This window comes from Paracoccus sp. 228 (assembly GCF_000967825.1).
Classification (GTDB): Bacteria; Pseudomonadota; Alphaproteobacteria; order Rhodobacterales; family Rhodobacteraceae; genus Paracoccus; species Paracoccus marcusii.
The window spans coordinates 524,124-541,590 of the sequence record NZ_JYGY01000003.1; the positions used below are offsets into that span (position 1 = coordinate 524,124).

General features: G+C 66.5%; 14 protein-coding genes. 11 read left to right on the forward strand and 3 right to left on the reverse strand.

Annotated features, from left to right (window positions below):
* Nucleotides 1-86: 86 nt before the first annotated feature.
* The 4 genes from pnp to SY26_RS12200 all read left to right on the forward strand — a co-directional run bounded on the left by pnp (nucleotide 87) and on the right by SY26_RS12200 (nucleotide 5,056).
* Entirely contained in the window at nucleotides 87-2,231 is a 2,145-nt protein-coding gene (gene pnp, locus SY26_RS12185) for a polyribonucleotide nucleotidyltransferase (RefSeq protein ID WP_046000707.1), read from the forward strand.
* Between the two features lie 91 nt (nucleotides 2,232-2,322).
* A complete protein-coding gene (locus SY26_RS12190; RefSeq protein ID WP_052715258.1) occupies nucleotides 2,323-3,447 on the forward strand; it encodes a rhamnan synthesis F family protein in 1,125 nt (374 codons plus the stop codon).
* Complete coding sequence (locus tag SY26_RS12195; RefSeq protein ID WP_046000708.1) at nucleotides 3,444-4,235, forward strand: hypothetical protein; 792 nt, start codon at nucleotides 3,444-3,446, stop codon at nucleotides 4,233-4,235. The genes SY26_RS12190 and SY26_RS12195 overlap by 4 nt, the downstream gene beginning before the upstream one ends.
* A complete protein-coding gene (locus tag SY26_RS12200; protein ID WP_046000709.1) occupies nucleotides 4,232-5,056 on the forward strand; it encodes a glycosyltransferase in 825 nt (274 codons plus the stop codon). Before SY26_RS12195 ends, SY26_RS12200 begins: the two co-directional genes overlap by 4 nt.
* On the opposite strand, the gene SY26_RS12205 is transcribed toward SY26_RS12200, so the two are convergent.
* Complete coding sequence (locus SY26_RS12205) at nucleotides 5,057-5,713, reverse strand: peroxiredoxin (protein ID WP_045980997.1); 657 nt, start codon at nucleotides 5,711-5,713, stop codon at nucleotides 5,057-5,059.
* A gap of 141 nt (nucleotides 5,714-5,854) precedes the next feature.
* Here SY26_RS12205 and SY26_RS12210 point away from each other — a divergent pair, with 141 nt between their 5' ends.
* A complete protein-coding gene (locus SY26_RS12210; protein ID WP_046000710.1) occupies nucleotides 5,855-7,297 on the forward strand; it encodes an aldehyde dehydrogenase family protein in 1,443 nt (480 codons plus the stop codon).
* A gap of 232 nt (nucleotides 7,298-7,529) precedes the next feature.
* On the opposite strand, the gene SY26_RS12215 is transcribed toward SY26_RS12210, so the two are convergent.
* A complete protein-coding gene (locus tag SY26_RS12215) occupies nucleotides 7,530-8,231 on the reverse strand; it encodes a response regulator transcription factor (protein ID WP_046000711.1) in 702 nt (233 codons plus the stop codon).
* Entirely contained in the window at nucleotides 8,228-10,114 is a 1,887-nt protein-coding gene (locus tag SY26_RS12220; protein WP_046000712.1) for a PAS-domain containing protein, read from the reverse strand. Before SY26_RS12220 ends, SY26_RS12215 begins: the two co-directional genes overlap by 4 nt.
* Before the next feature lie 171 nt (nucleotides 10,115-10,285).
* Here SY26_RS12220 and SY26_RS12225 point away from each other — a divergent pair, with 171 nt between their 5' ends.
* The 6 genes from SY26_RS12225 (at nucleotide 10,286) to SY26_RS12250 (ending at nucleotide 17,461) form a co-directional block, all read left to right on the forward strand.
* Nucleotides 10,286-12,262, forward strand: coding sequence for an AMP-binding protein (locus SY26_RS12225; protein WP_046000713.1), 1,977 nt, complete (start codon nucleotides 10,286-10,288; stop codon nucleotides 12,260-12,262).
* A complete protein-coding gene (locus SY26_RS12230) occupies nucleotides 12,259-13,080 on the forward strand; it encodes an ABC transporter ATP-binding protein (protein ID WP_046000714.1) in 822 nt (273 codons plus the stop codon). The genes SY26_RS12225 and SY26_RS12230 overlap by 4 nt, the downstream gene beginning before the upstream one ends.
* Before the next feature lie 33 nt (nucleotides 13,081-13,113).
* The gene (locus SY26_RS12235) at nucleotides 13,114-14,097 is read left to right on the forward strand and encodes a branched-chain amino acid ABC transporter permease (protein WP_046000715.1); all 984 of its coding nucleotides are present in this window, start codon (nucleotides 13,114-13,116) and stop codon (nucleotides 14,095-14,097) included.
* Between the two features lie 82 nt (nucleotides 14,098-14,179).
* Nucleotides 14,180-15,256 (forward strand): branched-chain amino acid ABC transporter permease, encoded by a 1,077-nt coding sequence (locus tag SY26_RS12240; protein ID WP_046000716.1) that lies wholly within the window; start codon nucleotides 14,180-14,182, stop codon nucleotides 15,254-15,256.
* A gap of 47 nt (nucleotides 15,257-15,303) precedes the next feature.
* The gene (locus tag SY26_RS12245; RefSeq protein ID WP_046000717.1) at nucleotides 15,304-16,584 is read left to right on the forward strand and encodes an ABC transporter substrate-binding protein; all 1,281 of its coding nucleotides are present in this window, start codon (nucleotides 15,304-15,306) and stop codon (nucleotides 16,582-16,584) included.
* 55 nt (nucleotides 16,585-16,639) lie between these two features.
* Complete coding sequence (locus SY26_RS12250) at nucleotides 16,640-17,461, forward strand: ABC transporter ATP-binding protein (protein WP_045980988.1); 822 nt, start codon at nucleotides 16,640-16,642, stop codon at nucleotides 17,459-17,461.
* Nucleotides 17,462-17,467: the final 6 nt, after the last annotated feature.

Genomic DNA, 17,467 nt, shown 5'->3' on the forward strand with positions numbered 1-17,467 from the left:
CATGCAAAGGATAGGGGCGGCGGCAATGGGGCCGCGATACATGACATGGGTGGCCGGAGGGCCGGAGCACCCTTTGAGGAAATCAGATGTTTGATGAAGTGAAGAAATCGATCCAGTGGGGCCAGGAAACCCTGACGCTGGAAACGGGCAAGGTTGCCCGTCAGGCCGACGGCAGCGTCATCGCCACTTTGGGCGAGACCAGCGTCATGGCCAACGTCACCTTCGCAAAGGCGCCGAAGCCCGGACAGGACTTCTTTCCGCTGACAGTGCATTACCAGGAAAAATACTATGCCGCCGGCAAGGTCCCGGGCGGCTTCTTCAAGCGCGAGGCGCGTCCGTCCGAAAAGGAGACGCTGACCGCGCGCCTGATCGACCGTCCGATCCGCCCGCTGTTCGCCCCCGGCTTCAAGCATGAAGTGCTGGTGATGTGCACCGTGCTGAGCCACGACCTGGTCAACGATCCCGACATCGTCGCGATGATCGCGGCCAGCGCCGCGCTGACCATCTCGGGCGTACCCTTCATGGGCCCGATCGCGGGCGCCCGCGTCGGCTTCTCGAACGGCGAATACGTGCTGAACCCCGAGGTTCAGGACATGGACGGCCTGCGCAACAACCCCGAACAGCGCCTGGACCTGGTCATCGCCGGCACCGCCGACGCCGTGATGATGGTCGAATCCGAGGCCTATGAGCTGACCGAGCAGGAGATGCTGGGCGCGGTCAAGTTCGGCCATGACGCGATCAAGCCGGTGATCGACCTGATCATCGACCTGGCCGAGGATGCCGCTAAGGAGCCGTTCGACTTCCAGTCGCCCGACTACAGCGCGCTCTACAACCGCGTGAAGTCGCTGGGCGAGGCCGACATGCGCGCGGCTTACGCGATCCGCGACAAGTCCGAGCGTCAGGACGCCATCGCCGCCGCCAAGACCAAGGTCAAGGACGCCCTGACCGAGGAAGAGCTGGCCGATGCCAACCTGGGTTCGGCACTGAAGAAGCTGGAATCGGGCATCCTGCGCGGCGACATCATCAGCGGTGGCGCCCGCATCGACGGCCGGGACACCAAGACCGTTCGTCCGATCGTCAGCCAAGTCGGCATCCTGCCGCGCACCCACGGTTCGTCGCTGTTCACGCGGGGCGAGACGCAGGCGCTGGTCGTGACGACCCTGGGCACCGGCGATGACGAACAGATTATCGATGCGCTGCACGGCAATTCGCGCTCGAACTTCCTGCTGCATTACAACTTCCCGCCCTATTCGGTCGGCGAGGTTGGCCGCGTGGGTTCGCCCGGCCGCCGTGAGATCGGCCACGGCAAGCTGGCATGGCGCGCGCTGCAGGCGGTTCTGCCCGCGGCGACGGACTTCCCCTACACCATCCGCGTCGTGTCCGAGATCACCGAATCGAACGGGTCGTCCTCGATGGCGTCGGTCTGCGGCGGTTCGCTGTCGATGATGGATGCGGGCGTGCCGCTCAAGGCGCCGGTCGCGGGCGTGGCGATGGGCCTGATCCTGGAAGAGGACGGCCGCTTTGCCGTGCTGACCGACATCCTGGGTGACGAAGACCACCTGGGCGACATGGACTTCAAGGTGGCGGGGACCGAGAACGGGATCACGTCGCTGCAGATGGACATCAAGGTCGCGGGCATCACGCCCGAGATCATGGAGCAGGCCCTGGCCCAGGCCAAGGACGGTCGTCTGCACATCCTGTCGGAAATGGCCAACGCCCTGACCGCAGGCCGGACCGAGTTCAGCGCCCATGCGCCGCGCATCGAGACGATGCAGATCCCGACCGACAAGATCCGCGAAGTGATCGGTTCGGGCGGCAAGGTCATCCGCGAGATCGTCGAGGTTTCGGGTGCTAAGGTCGACATCAACGACGACGGCATCATCAAGATTGCGTCGGCCAACGCCGATTCGATCAAGAAGGCCTATGACATGATCTATTCGATCGTGGCCGAGCCGGAAGAGGGCAAGGTCTATACCGGCAAGGTCGTCAAGCTGGTCGACTTCGGCGCCTTCGTGAACTTCTTCGGCAAGCGTGACGGGCTGGTCCATGTCAGCCAGATCGCCAACCGCCGCCTGGGTCATCCGAACGAGATCCTGAAGGAAGGCCAGGAGGTCAAGGTCAAGCTGCTGGGCTTCGACGATCGCGGCAAGGTTCGTCTGGGCATGAAGATGGTCGACCAGGAGACCGGTGCCGAGATCGAGGAAAAGCAGGACCAGTCGGCCGAAGGCTGATATCCGCACCGAAAGACAGAAGGGGGCAGGGCATCTGCCCCCTTTCGACATTCCGCACGCCGTGGCGTGCACGCTGCACAAGGCCAGTGTCGTGACCGAAAAACCCTTCATGCCGCCCGAGAAGACGCTTTCCGAAAAGCTGGTCCGAGAGACGCGGCGCGTCGGGCGTCAGATCGCGGCCTTGGTGCTGCCGTCCTGGGGCCACGTCGCGCGGGCGGCGCACGATCTGCGGCGCCACAAGACGGTTCACGTGACAGAAGGCGCCCAGCCCCTGATGGACGAGGTCGCGGTCCTTCTGATCTATCAGCCGCGCGGGTTGCTGGATTCGACGCTGTGGCAGCTGCGCTGGATGGCGTCGCAGGGCGTGTCGGTGGTCGTGGTGACCAATGCGCCGCTGGCGGCGGATGACCGCGCACGTCTGGCAGAGCTGTCCCATCTTGTCGTCGAACGGCCCAACCTGGGCTATGATTTCGGCGGATACCGCGAGGGCGTGCTGCAGGTTCTTGACCGCGGCATTCGCCCCAAGGCGCTGTACATCATGAACGACAGCATGTGGTTCCCCCTGTCCGAGGATTCCGACGTGCTGAAGCGCAGCCGTGCCGCGCCCGAGGATCTGTGGGGCCTGTTCATCGACCTGGACCAGCAGCATCGAGAGACGGGCGACATGAACGCCCAGCATGTGCAGTCATATTTCTTCCGCTTTTCGGGCCGGATGGTGCGCGACCCGGATTTCGACCGCTATTGGCGCAAGATGTCGTTGGTCAACGAGAAGCGCATCGTGATCCAGCTGCGCGAACTGGGTCTGACCCGCCATTTCCGCAAGCTGGGCTATTCCGTCGGCGGATTGCACAGCTGGCGCGAGGTGGTGCAATTCCTCCTAACGCTGGATGACGAACAGATGATGCGCGACATCCTGCACCACCAGGCGCAGGTGAACCGCAAGGATTCGCGCCTGCTGGATCCGCTGCTGGCGGACCCGACGCTCAGCGCGCTGCAGATTCGCGACATGCTGCGCGAGCGTATCGACAACACCGAACTGCTGGTCTTTTCGACCGCGCTGCATCCGGCGGTCATGACCTCGCTTGGGTTTCCGTTCCTCAAGAAGCAGCGCGTCGAGATGATGGTCGGCAAGCGTGCCAAGATGATCGAGCTGGGCCTGCACGCCGCCTATCCCGAACCGATCCGGCGCGAAGTCGAAATGTGGGACAAGCGATGACCGAACCCCTGCTGATCCTGACGATGAAATGGGGCACGCTCTACAGCAGTGCCGATGTGAACCGGCTTGCGGCACAGGTCCGGCGGCATCTGGACCGGCCGCACCGGTTCATCTGCTTCACGGACGATGCGGCGGGCCTCGATCCGCAGGTCGAGGCGTTGCCGCTGCCGGAGCTGGGGCTGCCCCAGGGCCATTCGGACACCCGCTGGCGCAAGCTGGCCCTGTTCCGGCGCGACTTGGGCGGCGCCGATGCGGCCCTGTCGGGGACAGCGCTGTTCTTGGACATCGACCTGGTGGTGGTGGATGACCTGGGCCCGTTCTTCGATCTGCCGGGCGACTTCTTCATCATCCGTGACGACGACCTGTTCCGGGCAAAACCCCTGCGCAAGGTAAATCCGGACCGCGACCGCTTTCTGCACAGCGTCGGCAATTCCAGCGTGTTCCGCTATCGGGTGGGCGATCATGGCTATGTGCTGGACGCCTATCTGGCCGATCCGGCGGCCGCGACCCGGGACTATGAGATCAGCCAGCAGTTCCAGTCGGCGCAGCTGGCCGCGCATGGGAACCTGCATTACTGGCCCAAGGGCTGGTGCGTCAGCTTCAAGAACGACTGCGTGCCGCGCAATCTGGCCAGCTATCTGCGCGACCCGTCGCTGCCCCAGGGGGCAAGGATCGTGCTGTTCGCGGGCGCGCCCAAGATGGAGGACGTCTTTGCCGGGCGCGGGCACAAGTGGTATCGCCGCATCGGCGATATCGGCTGGCTTCGCCGCGCGTGGGAAAACCCGTGATCCGAGACGCGTTCCGCCGGTTCAAGCACCGCCGCAGGTTGGCCCGCGCGCTGACGGAAACCGCCAGCCGCCCGGACCGTCCCGGCAGGCCGCACGGCCTGCCTGCGCCGCTGATCGTGTCGCTGACCAGCCACCGCGCGCGGTTCGCGACGCTGGCGCCGACGCTGCGCGCGCTTCTGCGCCAGACGGTGCAGCCCGATCGCGTGATCCTGTGGCTGGACGAGGGCGACCAGCAGCACCTGCCCGCCGAAGTCCGGGCGATGTCGCGGTTGGAGATCCGTGTCTGCCCGCTGTGGCGGTCCTACAAGAAGATCGTGCCGACCCTGCTGGAGCACCCCGACGCCTATGTCGCCACGGCGGATGACGACCTGTACTATCCTGCCGACTGGCTGGAGCGTCTGGTCGAAGCCGCGCATCGGGGCGCGGGTGTCGCCTGCCTGCGAGCACATGGCGTGGTGATGGAAGGCAGCCGTCCCGCCCCTTACGAGGGCTGGGATCACAATCTGCGGACGCCACAGACCGGGCCGCTGGTCTTTCCGACCGGCGTGTCGGGGGTGATCTATGTCCCCGGCGTGTTCCATGCCGACGTCACGCGCGACGATCTGTTCATGCGGCTGGCGCCGGGGGCGGACGACATCTGGCTGTACTGGATGCATCGCATGGCCGGATCTAAGCCCGTCAAGATCGGCGAACGTGCCCGCATCTTTGAATGGGAAGGCAGCCAGGCGGTCAGCCTGCGTTCGGTGAACCGCCCCGCCGCAGGGCAGGGCGGCAATGACCGTGCCATCGCCGCCCTGCTGGATCATTACGGCTGGCCGTGATCAGGCCGGGTCTTTGGCATAGCGCAGATAGGGCAGCTTGATGTCCAGGGGGCCGTATTTCGCCTCGGCCGCGGCATCGTCCAGGGACAGGGCCACGATCACGTCCTGACCGGGCACCCAGTTGGCGGGCGTGGCAATCGGCACGCCGTCAGTCTTCTGCACCGCGTCCAGCGCGCGCAGGATCTCGGCAAAATTGCGGCCCACGGACATGGGATAGGTCATGGTCAGGCGGACCTTCTTGTCCGGCCCGATGATGAAGACGGTGCGCACGGTCGCGGAATGGGCGGGCGTGCGGCCTTCGGTCGGCAGGTAGTATTCGGCCGGCAGCATGTCATAGGCCTTGGCGACCCCCAGGTCGCTGTCGTCGATGATGGCGAAGTTCGCGGGAACGCCCGCGACCTTACCGATATCGGCCTTCCATTTCTGATGGTCGTCCACGCTGTCCACGGACACGCCCAGCACCTTGGTGTTGCGCTTTTCGAATTCGGGGGCCAGTTGCGCCACGGCGCCGAATTCTGTGGTGCAGACCGGGGTGAAGTCGCGCGGATGGCTGAAGACGATGGCATAGCTGTCGCCGATCCAGTCGTGGAAGCGGATCTGCCCTTCGGTCGAATTGGCGGTGAAGTCGGGGGCCGTGTCATTGATGCGCAGGGACATGGGCGCTCCTTTTCCGGTTGGTTGCGTCCCCCATAGATAAGCGCCGCGGCGCGGAATGCCAGTGGGGGCGCCATGCGGCCGGGGTTGCGGCGCGGCCTGCGGGGTGACAGGCTTTGCCCGAATGCCAGTCAGGAGGACCAGATGCTGGACCAGCGGAAATTCTATATCGACGGAGCCTGGGTCGACCCCGTGCAGGCACGCGACCTGGAGGTGATCGAGCCGTCGACCGAGGATGCGGTCGCGGTTATCTCGATCGGCGATCAGGCGGATACCGATGCCGCGGTGGCCGCGGCCAAGCGTGCCTTTCCGGCCTGGGCCGCGACGCCGCCCGCCGAACGCCTGGCCGTGGTCGAGCGCATCCTGGCGATCTATGAGCGGCGCATGCCCGACATCGCCCGCGCGATCAGCCTGGAGATGGGCGCGCCCGAGGACATGTCGCTGGCCGACCAGGCCGAGGCCGGGGCCTGGCACACGCGCAACTTCATCACCGCCTTCAAGGAGTTCCAGTTCGTGCGGCCCTTGGGGGCGCATGCGCCGACCAGCATGGTCGCGTGGGAGCCGGTGGGCGTGGTGGGCCTGATCACGCCCTGGAACTGGCCGATGAACCAGGTGACGCTGAAGGTGATCCCGGCGCTGCTGGCGGGGGATACCTGCGTGCTCAAGCCCTCCGAGATCGCGCCTTTGTCGTCGATGGTCTTTGCCGAGGTGCTGGACGAGGCGGGCGTGCCCGCGGGCGTCTTCAACCTGGTGAACGGCGACGGGGCGGGGGTCGGCAGCCAGCTGTCGGTGCATCCGGATGTCGAGATGATCAGCTTCACCGGCTCGACCCGCGCAGGCATCGCGATCAGCAGGGCCGCGGCCGACAGCCTGAAGAAGGTCGTGCTGGAGCTGGGTGGCAAGGGCGCCAACATCGTCTTTGCCGATGCCGACGACAAGGCGGTGGTGCGGGGGGCGCGGCACTGCTTCTACAACAGCGGGCAGTCCTGCAACGCGCCGACGCGGATGCTGGTCGAACGCTCGGCCTATGACCGCGCGGTCGAGGTCGCGGCCAAGGTGGCCGAGGAGACCGCCGTGGCGAGCGCCCATCAGCCGGGCAAGCATATCGGCCCAGTGGTCAGCCGCCAGCAATGGGACAAGATCCAGGGCCTGATCCAGGCGGGCATCGACGAGGGTGCGCGCCTGGTCGCGGGCGGGCCGGGCCTGCCCGAGGGGGTGAACCGCGGCTATTTCGTGCGGCCGACGGTCTTTGCGGATGTGTCGAACGACATGACAGTCGCGCAGCAGGAGATCTTTGGCCCGGTTCTGTCAATCATCCCCTTCGACAGCGAGGAGGAGGCCGTGGCCATCGCCAATGACACCCCCTACGGGCTGACGAACTATGTCCAGAGCCAGGACGGCGCGCGCCGTAACCGCGTGGCGCGGCAGCTGCGGGCGGGCATGGTCGAGATGAACGGCGAATCGCGCGGGGCCGGATCGGCCTTTGGCGGGGTCAAGAAATCCGGCCGGGCGCGCGAAGGCGGCGTGATGGGGCTGGAGGAGTTCATGGACAGCAAGGCCATCAGCGGATGGGACCGCGACGCCTGACCGTCGGGCCGTCTGCGTCCCGCGACGTGCCGGGGGGACTTCCCGTCCCCCCGGACCCCCCTGCTGGGATACCCCACAGACCGGGTCAAGATGCGACAGCGGTGCAGGATTGCGACGACGTTGATGGTGTAGGGCCTGCGGGGGCATAGCCCCCGCGCGCAAGCCAGCCCCTCGATGGGGCCGGCTTGCGCCGCTACCGCCCGGCAGGGCAAACCGTGATCCGGTGCGGAACTCAGCCGATCTCGGCCAGAAAGATGTAGCCCGCGCCATAGATCGTCTTGATCAGCCGCGGGTTCTTGGGATCCTCGCCCAGCTTGGTCCGCAGGCGCGAGATGCGGACGTCCATCGCCCGATCAAAGCTGTCGCCGGCCGTGCCGCCCAGGGTTTCCAGCATCTGTGCGCGGGTGATCAGGCGGCGGGGGTTATCAGTGAACAGGCGCAGCACCTCTGCCTCGGCATGGCTCAGCGGTGTCTCGATGCCGTCGGGCGCGGTCAGCAGGTAACGGTCGAAATCCGCCGTCCAGCCAGCAAAGCGCAGCGTCTGGGGGCGTTGGGTCGCGCTCTGGGACGGCCGTCGCAGGCGGGCGCGGATGCGGGCCACGACCTCGGCCGGCTCGAAGGGCTTGGTGATGTAGTCGTCGGCCCCCAGCTCCAATCCCGTCACCCGGTCCTGGACCTGCGCCCGTCCCGACACGATGATGATGACCGCGCCCGAATCGGATGCCAGCCGATGAACCAGCGCCAACCCGTCCCGGTCCGGCAGGCCCAAATCGATCAGGCAGGCATCCGGCGTGATGCGGCGCAGCGCGGCCTCGAACTCGGTCGCGCGGCCGAAGCTTTGCGTGCGAAAGCCTGCCTGTTCCAGCGCGGCGGACAGGATGCGGCGGATCTGCGGCTCGTCGTCCAGGATCGCGATCAGGGGGGCGTCGGTCATGGCATCTCCTTTGCGGGGGCTGCCAGTGCGGCGGCCAGGCGCGGGGCCGTTACGGGCTTGGTCAGCACCGGCCCCGGCGCGCGGGCGCGCAGCGGATCGCCAGGTGGCAGCGAGGTCATCATCACCAGGGGCACCGTCCCCGCCAGATCCAGTCCCAGCCCGTCGCCCAGCTGGATGTCCGACAGGATCACCTCCAGCCCCGGCAGGTCGGTCAGGGCGCGGGCCTCGGACAGCGACGCGGCCTCGATCACCGCATGGCCCAGCCCGGTCAGCTGGTCGCGGACCTGGGCGCGGATCTGGTCGTCATCCTCGACCAGCAGCACCATCCGCCGCGCCACGGGCCGCCACGGCAGGCGCAGCATCACCTGCGCGCCGCGCGGACCGTTCGACAGGCGCATCGTGCCCCCGACCATCTTGGTCTGGTCATAAACCATCGACAGACCCAGACCCGATCCCTGGCCCTTCTTGGTGGTGAAGAACGGCTCGGTCGCGCGGGACAGGGCTTCGGGGGTGAAGCCGGGTCCGGTATCGCCTACCGTCAGTTCCAGCCAGTCGCCGCTGCGCCGCGCCTTCAGCGTGATGACGCCGGGCGGGGTGATCGCGGCATTGGCGTTCAGGATCAGGTTCAGCGCCGAATCCTGCAGCGCGCCGGGGTCCAGCAGCAGTTGTCCGGGCGGCAGGGCCAGGGCCAGGTCCAGCCGCGTCCCCTCGGACAACGACGGGCGGGCCAGCACCGCCAGATCGGACAGCAATGTCGGCAGGTCCGTCGGCTCCAGCGCGGGTTCGCGCGCGCCGGTGATCTGCGCCAGCCGGTCCAGAAGCGAGGCCCCGCGGCGGGCGGCCGCCAGCGTCGCCTGGACATCCTCGGCCGCGTCCGGTGGCAGGTCGCGGGCGGCCAGTCGGGCCTGCAGGCCCAGGATGATCGTCAGCAGGTTGCCGAAATCATGCGCCATGCCGCTGGTCAGCTGGGCGGCCAGGTTGCGCCGCGCGGCATGGGCCAGCGCCTCGCGCGACTGGACCTCGGCGCTGACATCGGTGGAGAGGATATAGACCCCCTGACCATCGCGGTCCGGCGTCAGCGCGATGCGGATGCGCCGGCCCGAGGTGGGGTGGGTGATCTCGAACACCTGGGGATCGCCCGCCAGCGCGCGCTCCATGAACGGGTGCAGGGTTCGCGCTGTGGCCGCCCCCAGGGCCTGTTCTAGGGTCAGCCCGACGATGTCGCCCTCGGCCCCCGGAAAGATCACGGGCAGCCGCCGGTTGGAGAAGGTATAGCGAAATTGCGCGTCCATATGCGCGATATGGGCCGGGACCATCTCGGTCACTTGGCGGGTACGGGCCTCGGTCCGGGTCAGGATGCGCTGCGCTTCGGACAGGGCGGCGTTCGTCGCGGCCAACTTGCGGTTCGCCGCCGCCAGCCGTTCGGCATTCAGCAGCACCTGTTCGGACAGCGCGTCCGACCGCGCCCGAAGCAGCGCTTCCTGGCGCTTGATGTCGGTGATGTCGGTATAGACGGTGACCCAGCCCCCTTGCGACAGCGGCGCGCCCTCGACCGCGACCCACCGGCCGTCGGCGCGTTCGCGTTCGAAGTAGTGCGGCTGGAACGTGCGGGCCTGGGCCACGCGCAGGGCGACGGCCTGTTCGGGGTCCTCGGTCGGGCCGTATTCGCCGCGCCGGGCCAGAAAGCGGATCGTGTCCTCGAAATGGCTGCCCGGCAGGGTCAGGTCGTCGGGCAGGTCGAACATCGTCTGGTACTGCCGGTTGGCCACCGCCAGCCGCAGGTCCGCGTCGAAGATGGACAGCGCCTGACCGATCAGGTTCAGCCCCGACCGGGTCAGGTCGGCGCGAATCTCGGCCCGCGTGACGGGGTCGGGGTGGTGCATGGCGGTCTCCTCCGCCCGTTGGCCTAGCACCGGTGTGCAGCGTGCGAAAGCGTCGTAACATTTCGTAGGAATCGCGTAAAACTGGCGCAAGGTTTGGCGCCAATGGTATGTGTGTCGCGGGGCACGGGGAGGTGCCGCACGACAGGGCGTCCGCGCCTTGAGGGAGGATACATGACCGTTCAGCACACGCCCCCGGGCGATCTGCAATCCGTGCCCGCGCTGCTGGCGCGCAACGTCGCCCGCTTTGGCGACCGCCCCGCCTATCGCGAGAAGGAATACGGGATCTGGCAAAGCTGGACCTGGACCCAGGCCGCGGACGAGATCCGCGCCCTGGCGATGGGGCTGATGGCGCAGGGGCTGGCGCCGGGCGATCACATGGCGATCATCGGGCGCAACCGTCCGGCGCATTACTGGGGCATGATCGCGGCACAGATGTGCGGCGCGATCCCGGTGCCCCTGTACCAGGACGCCGTGGCCGAGGAGATGGCCTATGTCCTAGATCATTGCGGCGCGCGCTTCGTGCTGTGCGGCGATCAGGAGCAGGTCGACAAGGTGCTGGAGGTCGAGCAGACCACCGGCGCGCGGGCCCGCATCATCTATACCGACGGGCGGGGCCTGAGGAAGTACGACCATGCCAACATGGCGTCGCTGGCCGACGTGCAGGCGCAGGGCCGGGCGGGGGCCGCCACCTTGGGGCCGCGGCTGGACGCGATCATCGCCGGGCTGGATTACGACAGCACCTGCGTGATGCTGTACACCAGCGGCACGACGGGCAAGCCCAAGGGCGTCGTCCTGTCCAACCGCAACATCATCGAGACCGCCCGCAACACCGCCGATTTCGACCATCTGACCGAGGTCGAGGAGATCGTGGCCTATCTGCCGATGGCCTGGGTGGGCGACTTCATCTTTTCGATGGGCCAGGCGATGTGGTCGGGCTTCACCGTGAACTGCCCCGAGGGCGCGCACACGATGATGACCGACATGCGCGAGATCGGCCCGACCTACTTCTTTGCCCCGCCCCGCGTCTTCGAAGGGCAGCTGACATCCGTGATGATCCGCATGGAGGATGCCAGCCGCTTCAAGCGGTGGCTGTTCAAGCGCGGCATGGCGGTCGCGCATCGCGCGGGCCCGGCGCTCCTGGACGGCAAGACGGTCGGCTTGGGCGACAAGCTGGCCTATGCGCTGGGCAAGATCTTCGTCTTCGGCCCGCTGAAGAACACCCTGGGCCTCAGCCGCGTGCGCGTGGGCTATACCGCCGGAGAGGCGATCGGCCCCGAGATCTTTGATTTCTACCGCAGCCTGGGCATCAATCTGAAACAGCTTTACGGCCAAACCGAGGCAAGCGTCTTCATCACCCAGCAGCCCGACGGGCAGGTGCGCTCTGACACGGTGGGCGTGCCCAGCCCCGGCGTCGAGGTCCGCATCGGCGAGAACGGCGAGGTCTATTACCGCAGCCCCGGCACCTTCGTCGAATATTACAAGAATGCGGACAGCACCGCGTCCACCAAGGATGCCGAGGGCTGGGTCGCCACAGGCGACGCGGGCTTCTTCGAGGAGGGCAGCGGCCATCTGCGCATCATCGACCGCGCCAAGGACGTGGGCCGCATGGCCAGCGGCGCGATGTTCGCCCCCAAATATGTCGAGAACAAGCTGAAGTTCTATCCCAACATCCTGGAGGCCGTGGTCATCGGCAACGGCCGCGACTTCTGCACCGCGATGATCAACATCGACCTGACCGCGGTCGGCAACTGGGCCGAACGCAACAACATCGCCTATGGCAGCTATCAGGAACTGGCCGGCCACCCGCAGGTCTATGAGACCATCCGCGGCCATGTCGAGGCGGTGAACGAATCCGTCGCGCAGGACCCGATGCTGTCGGGCTGTCAGGTCCACCGCTTTCTGGTGCTGCACAAGGAGCTGGACCCCGACGACGGAGAGATGACCCGCACCCGCAAGGTCCGCCGCGCGGTCATCACCGAGAAGTTCCACGACCTGGTGACCGCGCTCTATGACGGATCGTCCAGCGTCCATACCCGGACCGAGGTCACCTACGAGGACGGCCGAAAGGGCGCCATCAGCGCGACCCTGCGCATCGAGGATGCCCGTGTCTTCGGCGACGCGGCCCGTCAGAAGGTAGCAGCCCAATGAACGCGATGACCCAGGACGGCTATGTGACCGCCGACGGCCGCCAGATCGGCCCCGTGGTGATGGAGCTGCGAAACATCACCCTGCGGTTCGGCGGCGTTGTCGCCATCAAGGACATCAGCTTCGACATCCGCCAGGGAGAGATCCGCGCGATCATCGGCCCGAACGGCGCGGGCAAGTCGTCGATGCTGAACATCATCTCGGGGTTCTACAACCCGCAGGAGGGGCAGGTCATCTTCAAGGGCCAGCCGCGCCCGGCGATGAAGCCCTATCAGGTCGCGCGCCTGGGCATCGCCCGCACCTTCCAGAACATCGCGCTGTTCGACGGCATGTCGGTCCTGGACAACATCATGACCGGGCGCCTGAACAAGATGAAGGCGGGCTTCCTGTCCCAGGCCCTGTGGTGGGGCGCGGCCGAGCGCGAGGAGAACGAGAACCGCGCCGTGGTCGAACGCATCATCGACTTCCTGGAGATCCAGAACATCCGCAAGACGCCCGTCGGCCGTCTGCCCTACGGCCTGAAGAAGCGGGTCGAGCTGGCCCGCGCGCTGGCGGCGGAACCGAACCTGCTGCTGCTGGACGAGCCGATGGCCGGCATGAACGTCGAGGAGAAGGAGGACATGTCCCGCTTCATCCTGTCGGTGAACGACGAGTTCGGCACCACGATCTGCCTGATTGAGCACGACATGGGCGTGGTCATGGACCTCAGCGACCGGGTGGTGGTGATGGATTACGGCAAGAAGATCGGCGACGGCACGCCGGTCGAGGTGCGCAGCAATCAGGCGGTGATCGACGCCTATCTGGGGGTGGCCCATGACTGATCCGATCCGTGCAGAAGTGAAAGGACGCGACCCATGGACCAGCTGATCTTCGCCGCCGAGGTCGTGCTGAACGGCCTGATGACCGGGGTCATGTACGCGCTGGTGGCGCTGGGCTTCGTACTGATCTTCAAGGCGTCGGGCGTCTTCAACTATGCCCAGGGGGTGCTGGCGCTGTTCGCGGCTCTGACGCTGGTGGGCATCCAGAACGGCCAGGTGCCCTTCGCGCATCTGATCAACGCGGCCTTCGGCACCTCGCTGCACCATTTCGGCTGGACGGTGCCCGCGGTCCTGGCCGTGGCCCTGACCGCGCTGGTGATGGTCGGCCTGGCCTTCCTGATCGAGAAGCTGGTCCTGCAGCACCTGGTGGGGCAGGAACCGATCATCCTTTTCATGGCGACCATCGGCCTTGCCTATTTCCTGGAGGGCCTGGGCGACGTGATGTGGGGTGCCGACATAAAGACGCTGGATGTGGGACTGCCGCAGGGCATCTCGGACGGGATCGAGGCCGTCACCGCGCAATGGTTCGGTTACGGCTTCTTCATCGACCGGCTGGACCTGTGGGCCACGCTGATCGCGGCGATCCTGGTGGCCGCACTGGTGGCCTTCGCGCAATACACCAAGCAGGGCCGCGCCATGCGCGCCGTGGCCGACGACCACCAGGCGGCCATGTCGGTGGGCATCTCGCTGCGCTTCATCTGGGTGATGGTCTGGTCGATCGCGGGCTTCGTGGCCCTCGTCGCGGGCATCATGTGGGGCACGAAATCGGGGGTGCAGTTCAGCCTGTCGCTGATCGCGCTCAAGGCGCTGCCGGTGCTGATGCTGGGCGGCTTCACCTCGATCCCGGGGGCCATCGTGGGCGGGCTGATCATCGGCGTGGGCGAGAAGCTATTCGAATTCGCCATCGGCCCGATGGTCGGCGGCGCGACCGAGAACTGGTTCGCCTATGTGCTCGCGCTCCTCTTCCTGGTGTTCCGACCCCAAGGCCTGTTCGGCGAACGCATCATCGAGCGGGTGTGAGCATGCCCCTTCTTCTTCAGAAAAATATCCCGGGGGTGCGGGGGCTGGCCCCCGCCACGACCGCAGCACAGGGAACGACCGCATGATCTATCGCGAGGCAGGCGACTTCAAGACCAGCTACCGGGATGACGGCCAGACCTTCCCGATCCGGCTGGACCGTTGGGGCTACTACGCGATCCTGGCGCTGGCCTTCGGGATCATTCCCTTCGTCATCAACGACTACTGGGCCAATGCGGTGCTGGTGCCGTTCCTGATCTACGCGATCGCGGCCCTGGGGCTGAACATCCTGACCGGCTATGCGGGTCAGGTCAGCCTGGGAACCGGCGGCTTCATGGCCGTGGGGGCCTATGCAGTCTACAAGCTGATGACGGCATTCCCGGATGTCAGCATCGTCATCCACATCCTGCTGGCGGGCGGCATCACCGCCGGGGTGGGCGTCCTGTTCGGCCTGCCCAGCCTGCGGATCAAGGGCTTCTATCTGGCCGTGGCCACGCTGGCCGCGCAGTTCTTCCTGGTCTGGCTGTTCAACAAGGTGCCGTGGTTCTACAACTATTCGGCCTCGGGCCAGATCACCGCGCCGACGCGCACGGTGTTCGACCAGGCAGTGACCGGCCCGGCCGCGACCGCGCCCGCGAAATACCTGATCTGCCTGGTCTTCGCCTTCGTGCTGGCCTGGGTCGCGCGCAACCTGACGCGCGGCAGCCTGGGGCGCAAGTGGATGGCAATCCGCGACATGGACATCGCGGCCGAGATCATCGGCGTGAACCCCCTGCGCGCGAAACTGTCGGCCTTCGCCGTCAGCAGCTTCTTCATCGGCATCGCGGGCGCGCTTCTGTTCGCGGTCTATCTGGGGGCTGCCGAGGTCGGCGAGGCCTTCGGCATCAACAAGAGCTTCCTGGTGCTGTTCATGATCATCATCGGCGGCCTGGGCAGCATCTTCGGCAGCTTCGCCGGCGCGGCCTTCCTGGTGCTGCTGCCGGTGCTGCTCAAGAACTTCCTGGTCGGCAACATGGGCTGGCCCACCGATCTGGCCGCCCATATCGAGCTGATGATCGTGGGCGCGCTGATCGTGACCTTCCTCATCGTCGAGCCGCACGGCCTGGCGCGCCTGTGGCGCTTGGCCAAGGACAAGCTGCGGCTGTGGCCGTTCCCGCATTAACGTCAAGACCGGGCAACCGGCATCGCATCTCTGGGAGGAGACCCGCAATGAAACTGACCCTTGCCGCCCTGGCCACCACGATGATGGCCGCAAGCCCCGCACTGGCGGACCTGATCGTGCCGAACATGTCCTATCGGACCGGCCCCTATGCCGCGAACGGCATCCCCTATGCCGACGGCTTTGCCGACTACTTCACGCTGCTCAACGAACGCGACGGCGGCATCGGCGGCCAGCGCATCCAGGTCCCGGAATGCGAGACCGCCTACAACACCGAGAAGGGGGTCGAATGCTATGAATCGCTGCGCACCCAGAACCCGCTGGTCCTGAATCCGCTGTCGACCGGCATCACCTATCAGCTGATCCCGCGGATCACCCAGGACGGTATCCCGCTCTATACGCCGGGCTATGGCCGCACCTCGGCCAAGGACGGTTCTGTCTTCGAATGGGTGTTCAACGCGCCGGCGAACTATTGGGACGGCGCCTCGGTCGCGGTCAAGCATATCCTGGACCAGGAGGGGGGCGACCTGTCCGGCAAGAAGATCGCGCTGGTCTATCACAACTCGGCCTATGGCAAGGAGCCGATCCGGACGCTGGAGGAACTGTCCGAAAAGCACGGGTTCGAACTGAGCCTGCTGCCCGTGGACGCACCCGGCCAGGAGCAGAAGTCGCAATGGCTGCAGATCCGCCGCGACCGACCCGATTACGTGATCATGTATGCCTGGGGCGTGATGAACCAGGTCGCCATCCAGGAGGCCGTCAACATCCGCTTTCCGATGGACAAGTTCATCGGCATCTGGTGGTCGGGATCGGAGAACGACGTGCGCGCGGCGGGGGCCGGGGCCGAGGGCTACAAGGCGCTGACCTTCCACGGCGTGGGCCGAGACTATCCGCTGTACGAGGACCTGCAGACGCATGTCTATGACAAGGGTCTGGCGGCCGGTGCAGGCGATCAGGCGGGCAGCGTTCTCTATTCGCGCGGCGCCTATGCGGCGCTGGTGATCGCCGAGGCCATCGCCAAGGCGCAGGAGCTGGCCGGCACCCCCGAGATCACGCCCGCGCAGATGCGCGACGGCTTCGAGGCGCTGGACATCACCGCCGAGCGCATGGCCGAGCTGGGCCTGCCCGATTTCGGCGCGCCCATCGCGCTGTCCTGCGACAACCATGGCGGCGACGGCCTGGCCCGCGTGCAGCAGTGGAATGCCGCCGAGGGCAGCTGGTCGCTGATCACCGACTTCATCGAGCCGGATGCCGAGATCCTGGACCCGCTGATCAAGGAAGACAGCGCCGCCTATGCCGCCGAGGCGGGCCTGACCGCGCGCTGCAACTGATCCACGACCGGCGGCGGTCATTCCGCCGCCGGTTCCGCATCCAAGGGGGCTGCCCATGTTCGATACCCGGACCCAAGAGACGCTGCTGGACGTCAACAACATCGAGGTGATCTACAACCACGTCATCCTGGTCCTGAAGGGTGTCAGCCTGACGGTCCCCAAGGGCGGCATCACTGCGCTGCTGGGGGGCAACGGGGCAGGCAAGACGACGACGCTCAAGGCAATCTCGAACCTGCTGGCCAGTGAACGCGGAGAGGTGACCAAGGGCTCGATCACCTATCAGGGCGACGACATCACCGCGCTGGACCCTGCCGCCCTGGTGCGGCGCGGCGTCATTCAGGTGATGGAGGGCCGCCACTGCTTCGAGCACCTGACGGTCGAGGAGAACCTGCTGACCGGCGCCTATACCCGCCGCGACGGATCGGCCGCCATCAAGCGCGATCTGGAGATGGTCTATGACTATTTCCCGCGCCTGCGCGAGCGGCGGAAGAGCCAGGCGGGATACACCTCGGGCGGCGAACAGCAGATGACCGCGATGGGTCGCGCGCTGATGTCGCGCCCGCAGATGATCCTGCTGGACGAGCCGTCGATGGGCCTGGCCCCGCAACTGGTCGAGCAGATCTTCCAGATCGTTAAGGCCGTGAACGAGGGCGAGGGCGTCACCTTCCTTCTGGCCGAGCAGAACACCAACGTCGCGCTGCGCTATGCCCATCAGGGCTATATCCTGGAGAACGGGCGCGTCGTGATGGAGGGTCCGGCCGCGCAGCTGCGCGAGAACCCGGACGTCAAGGAATTCTACCTGGGCATGTCGGACGAGGGGCGCAAGTCCTTCCGCGAGGTGCGCAGCTATCGCCGGCGCAAGCGCTGGCTGGCCTGAGGGGGT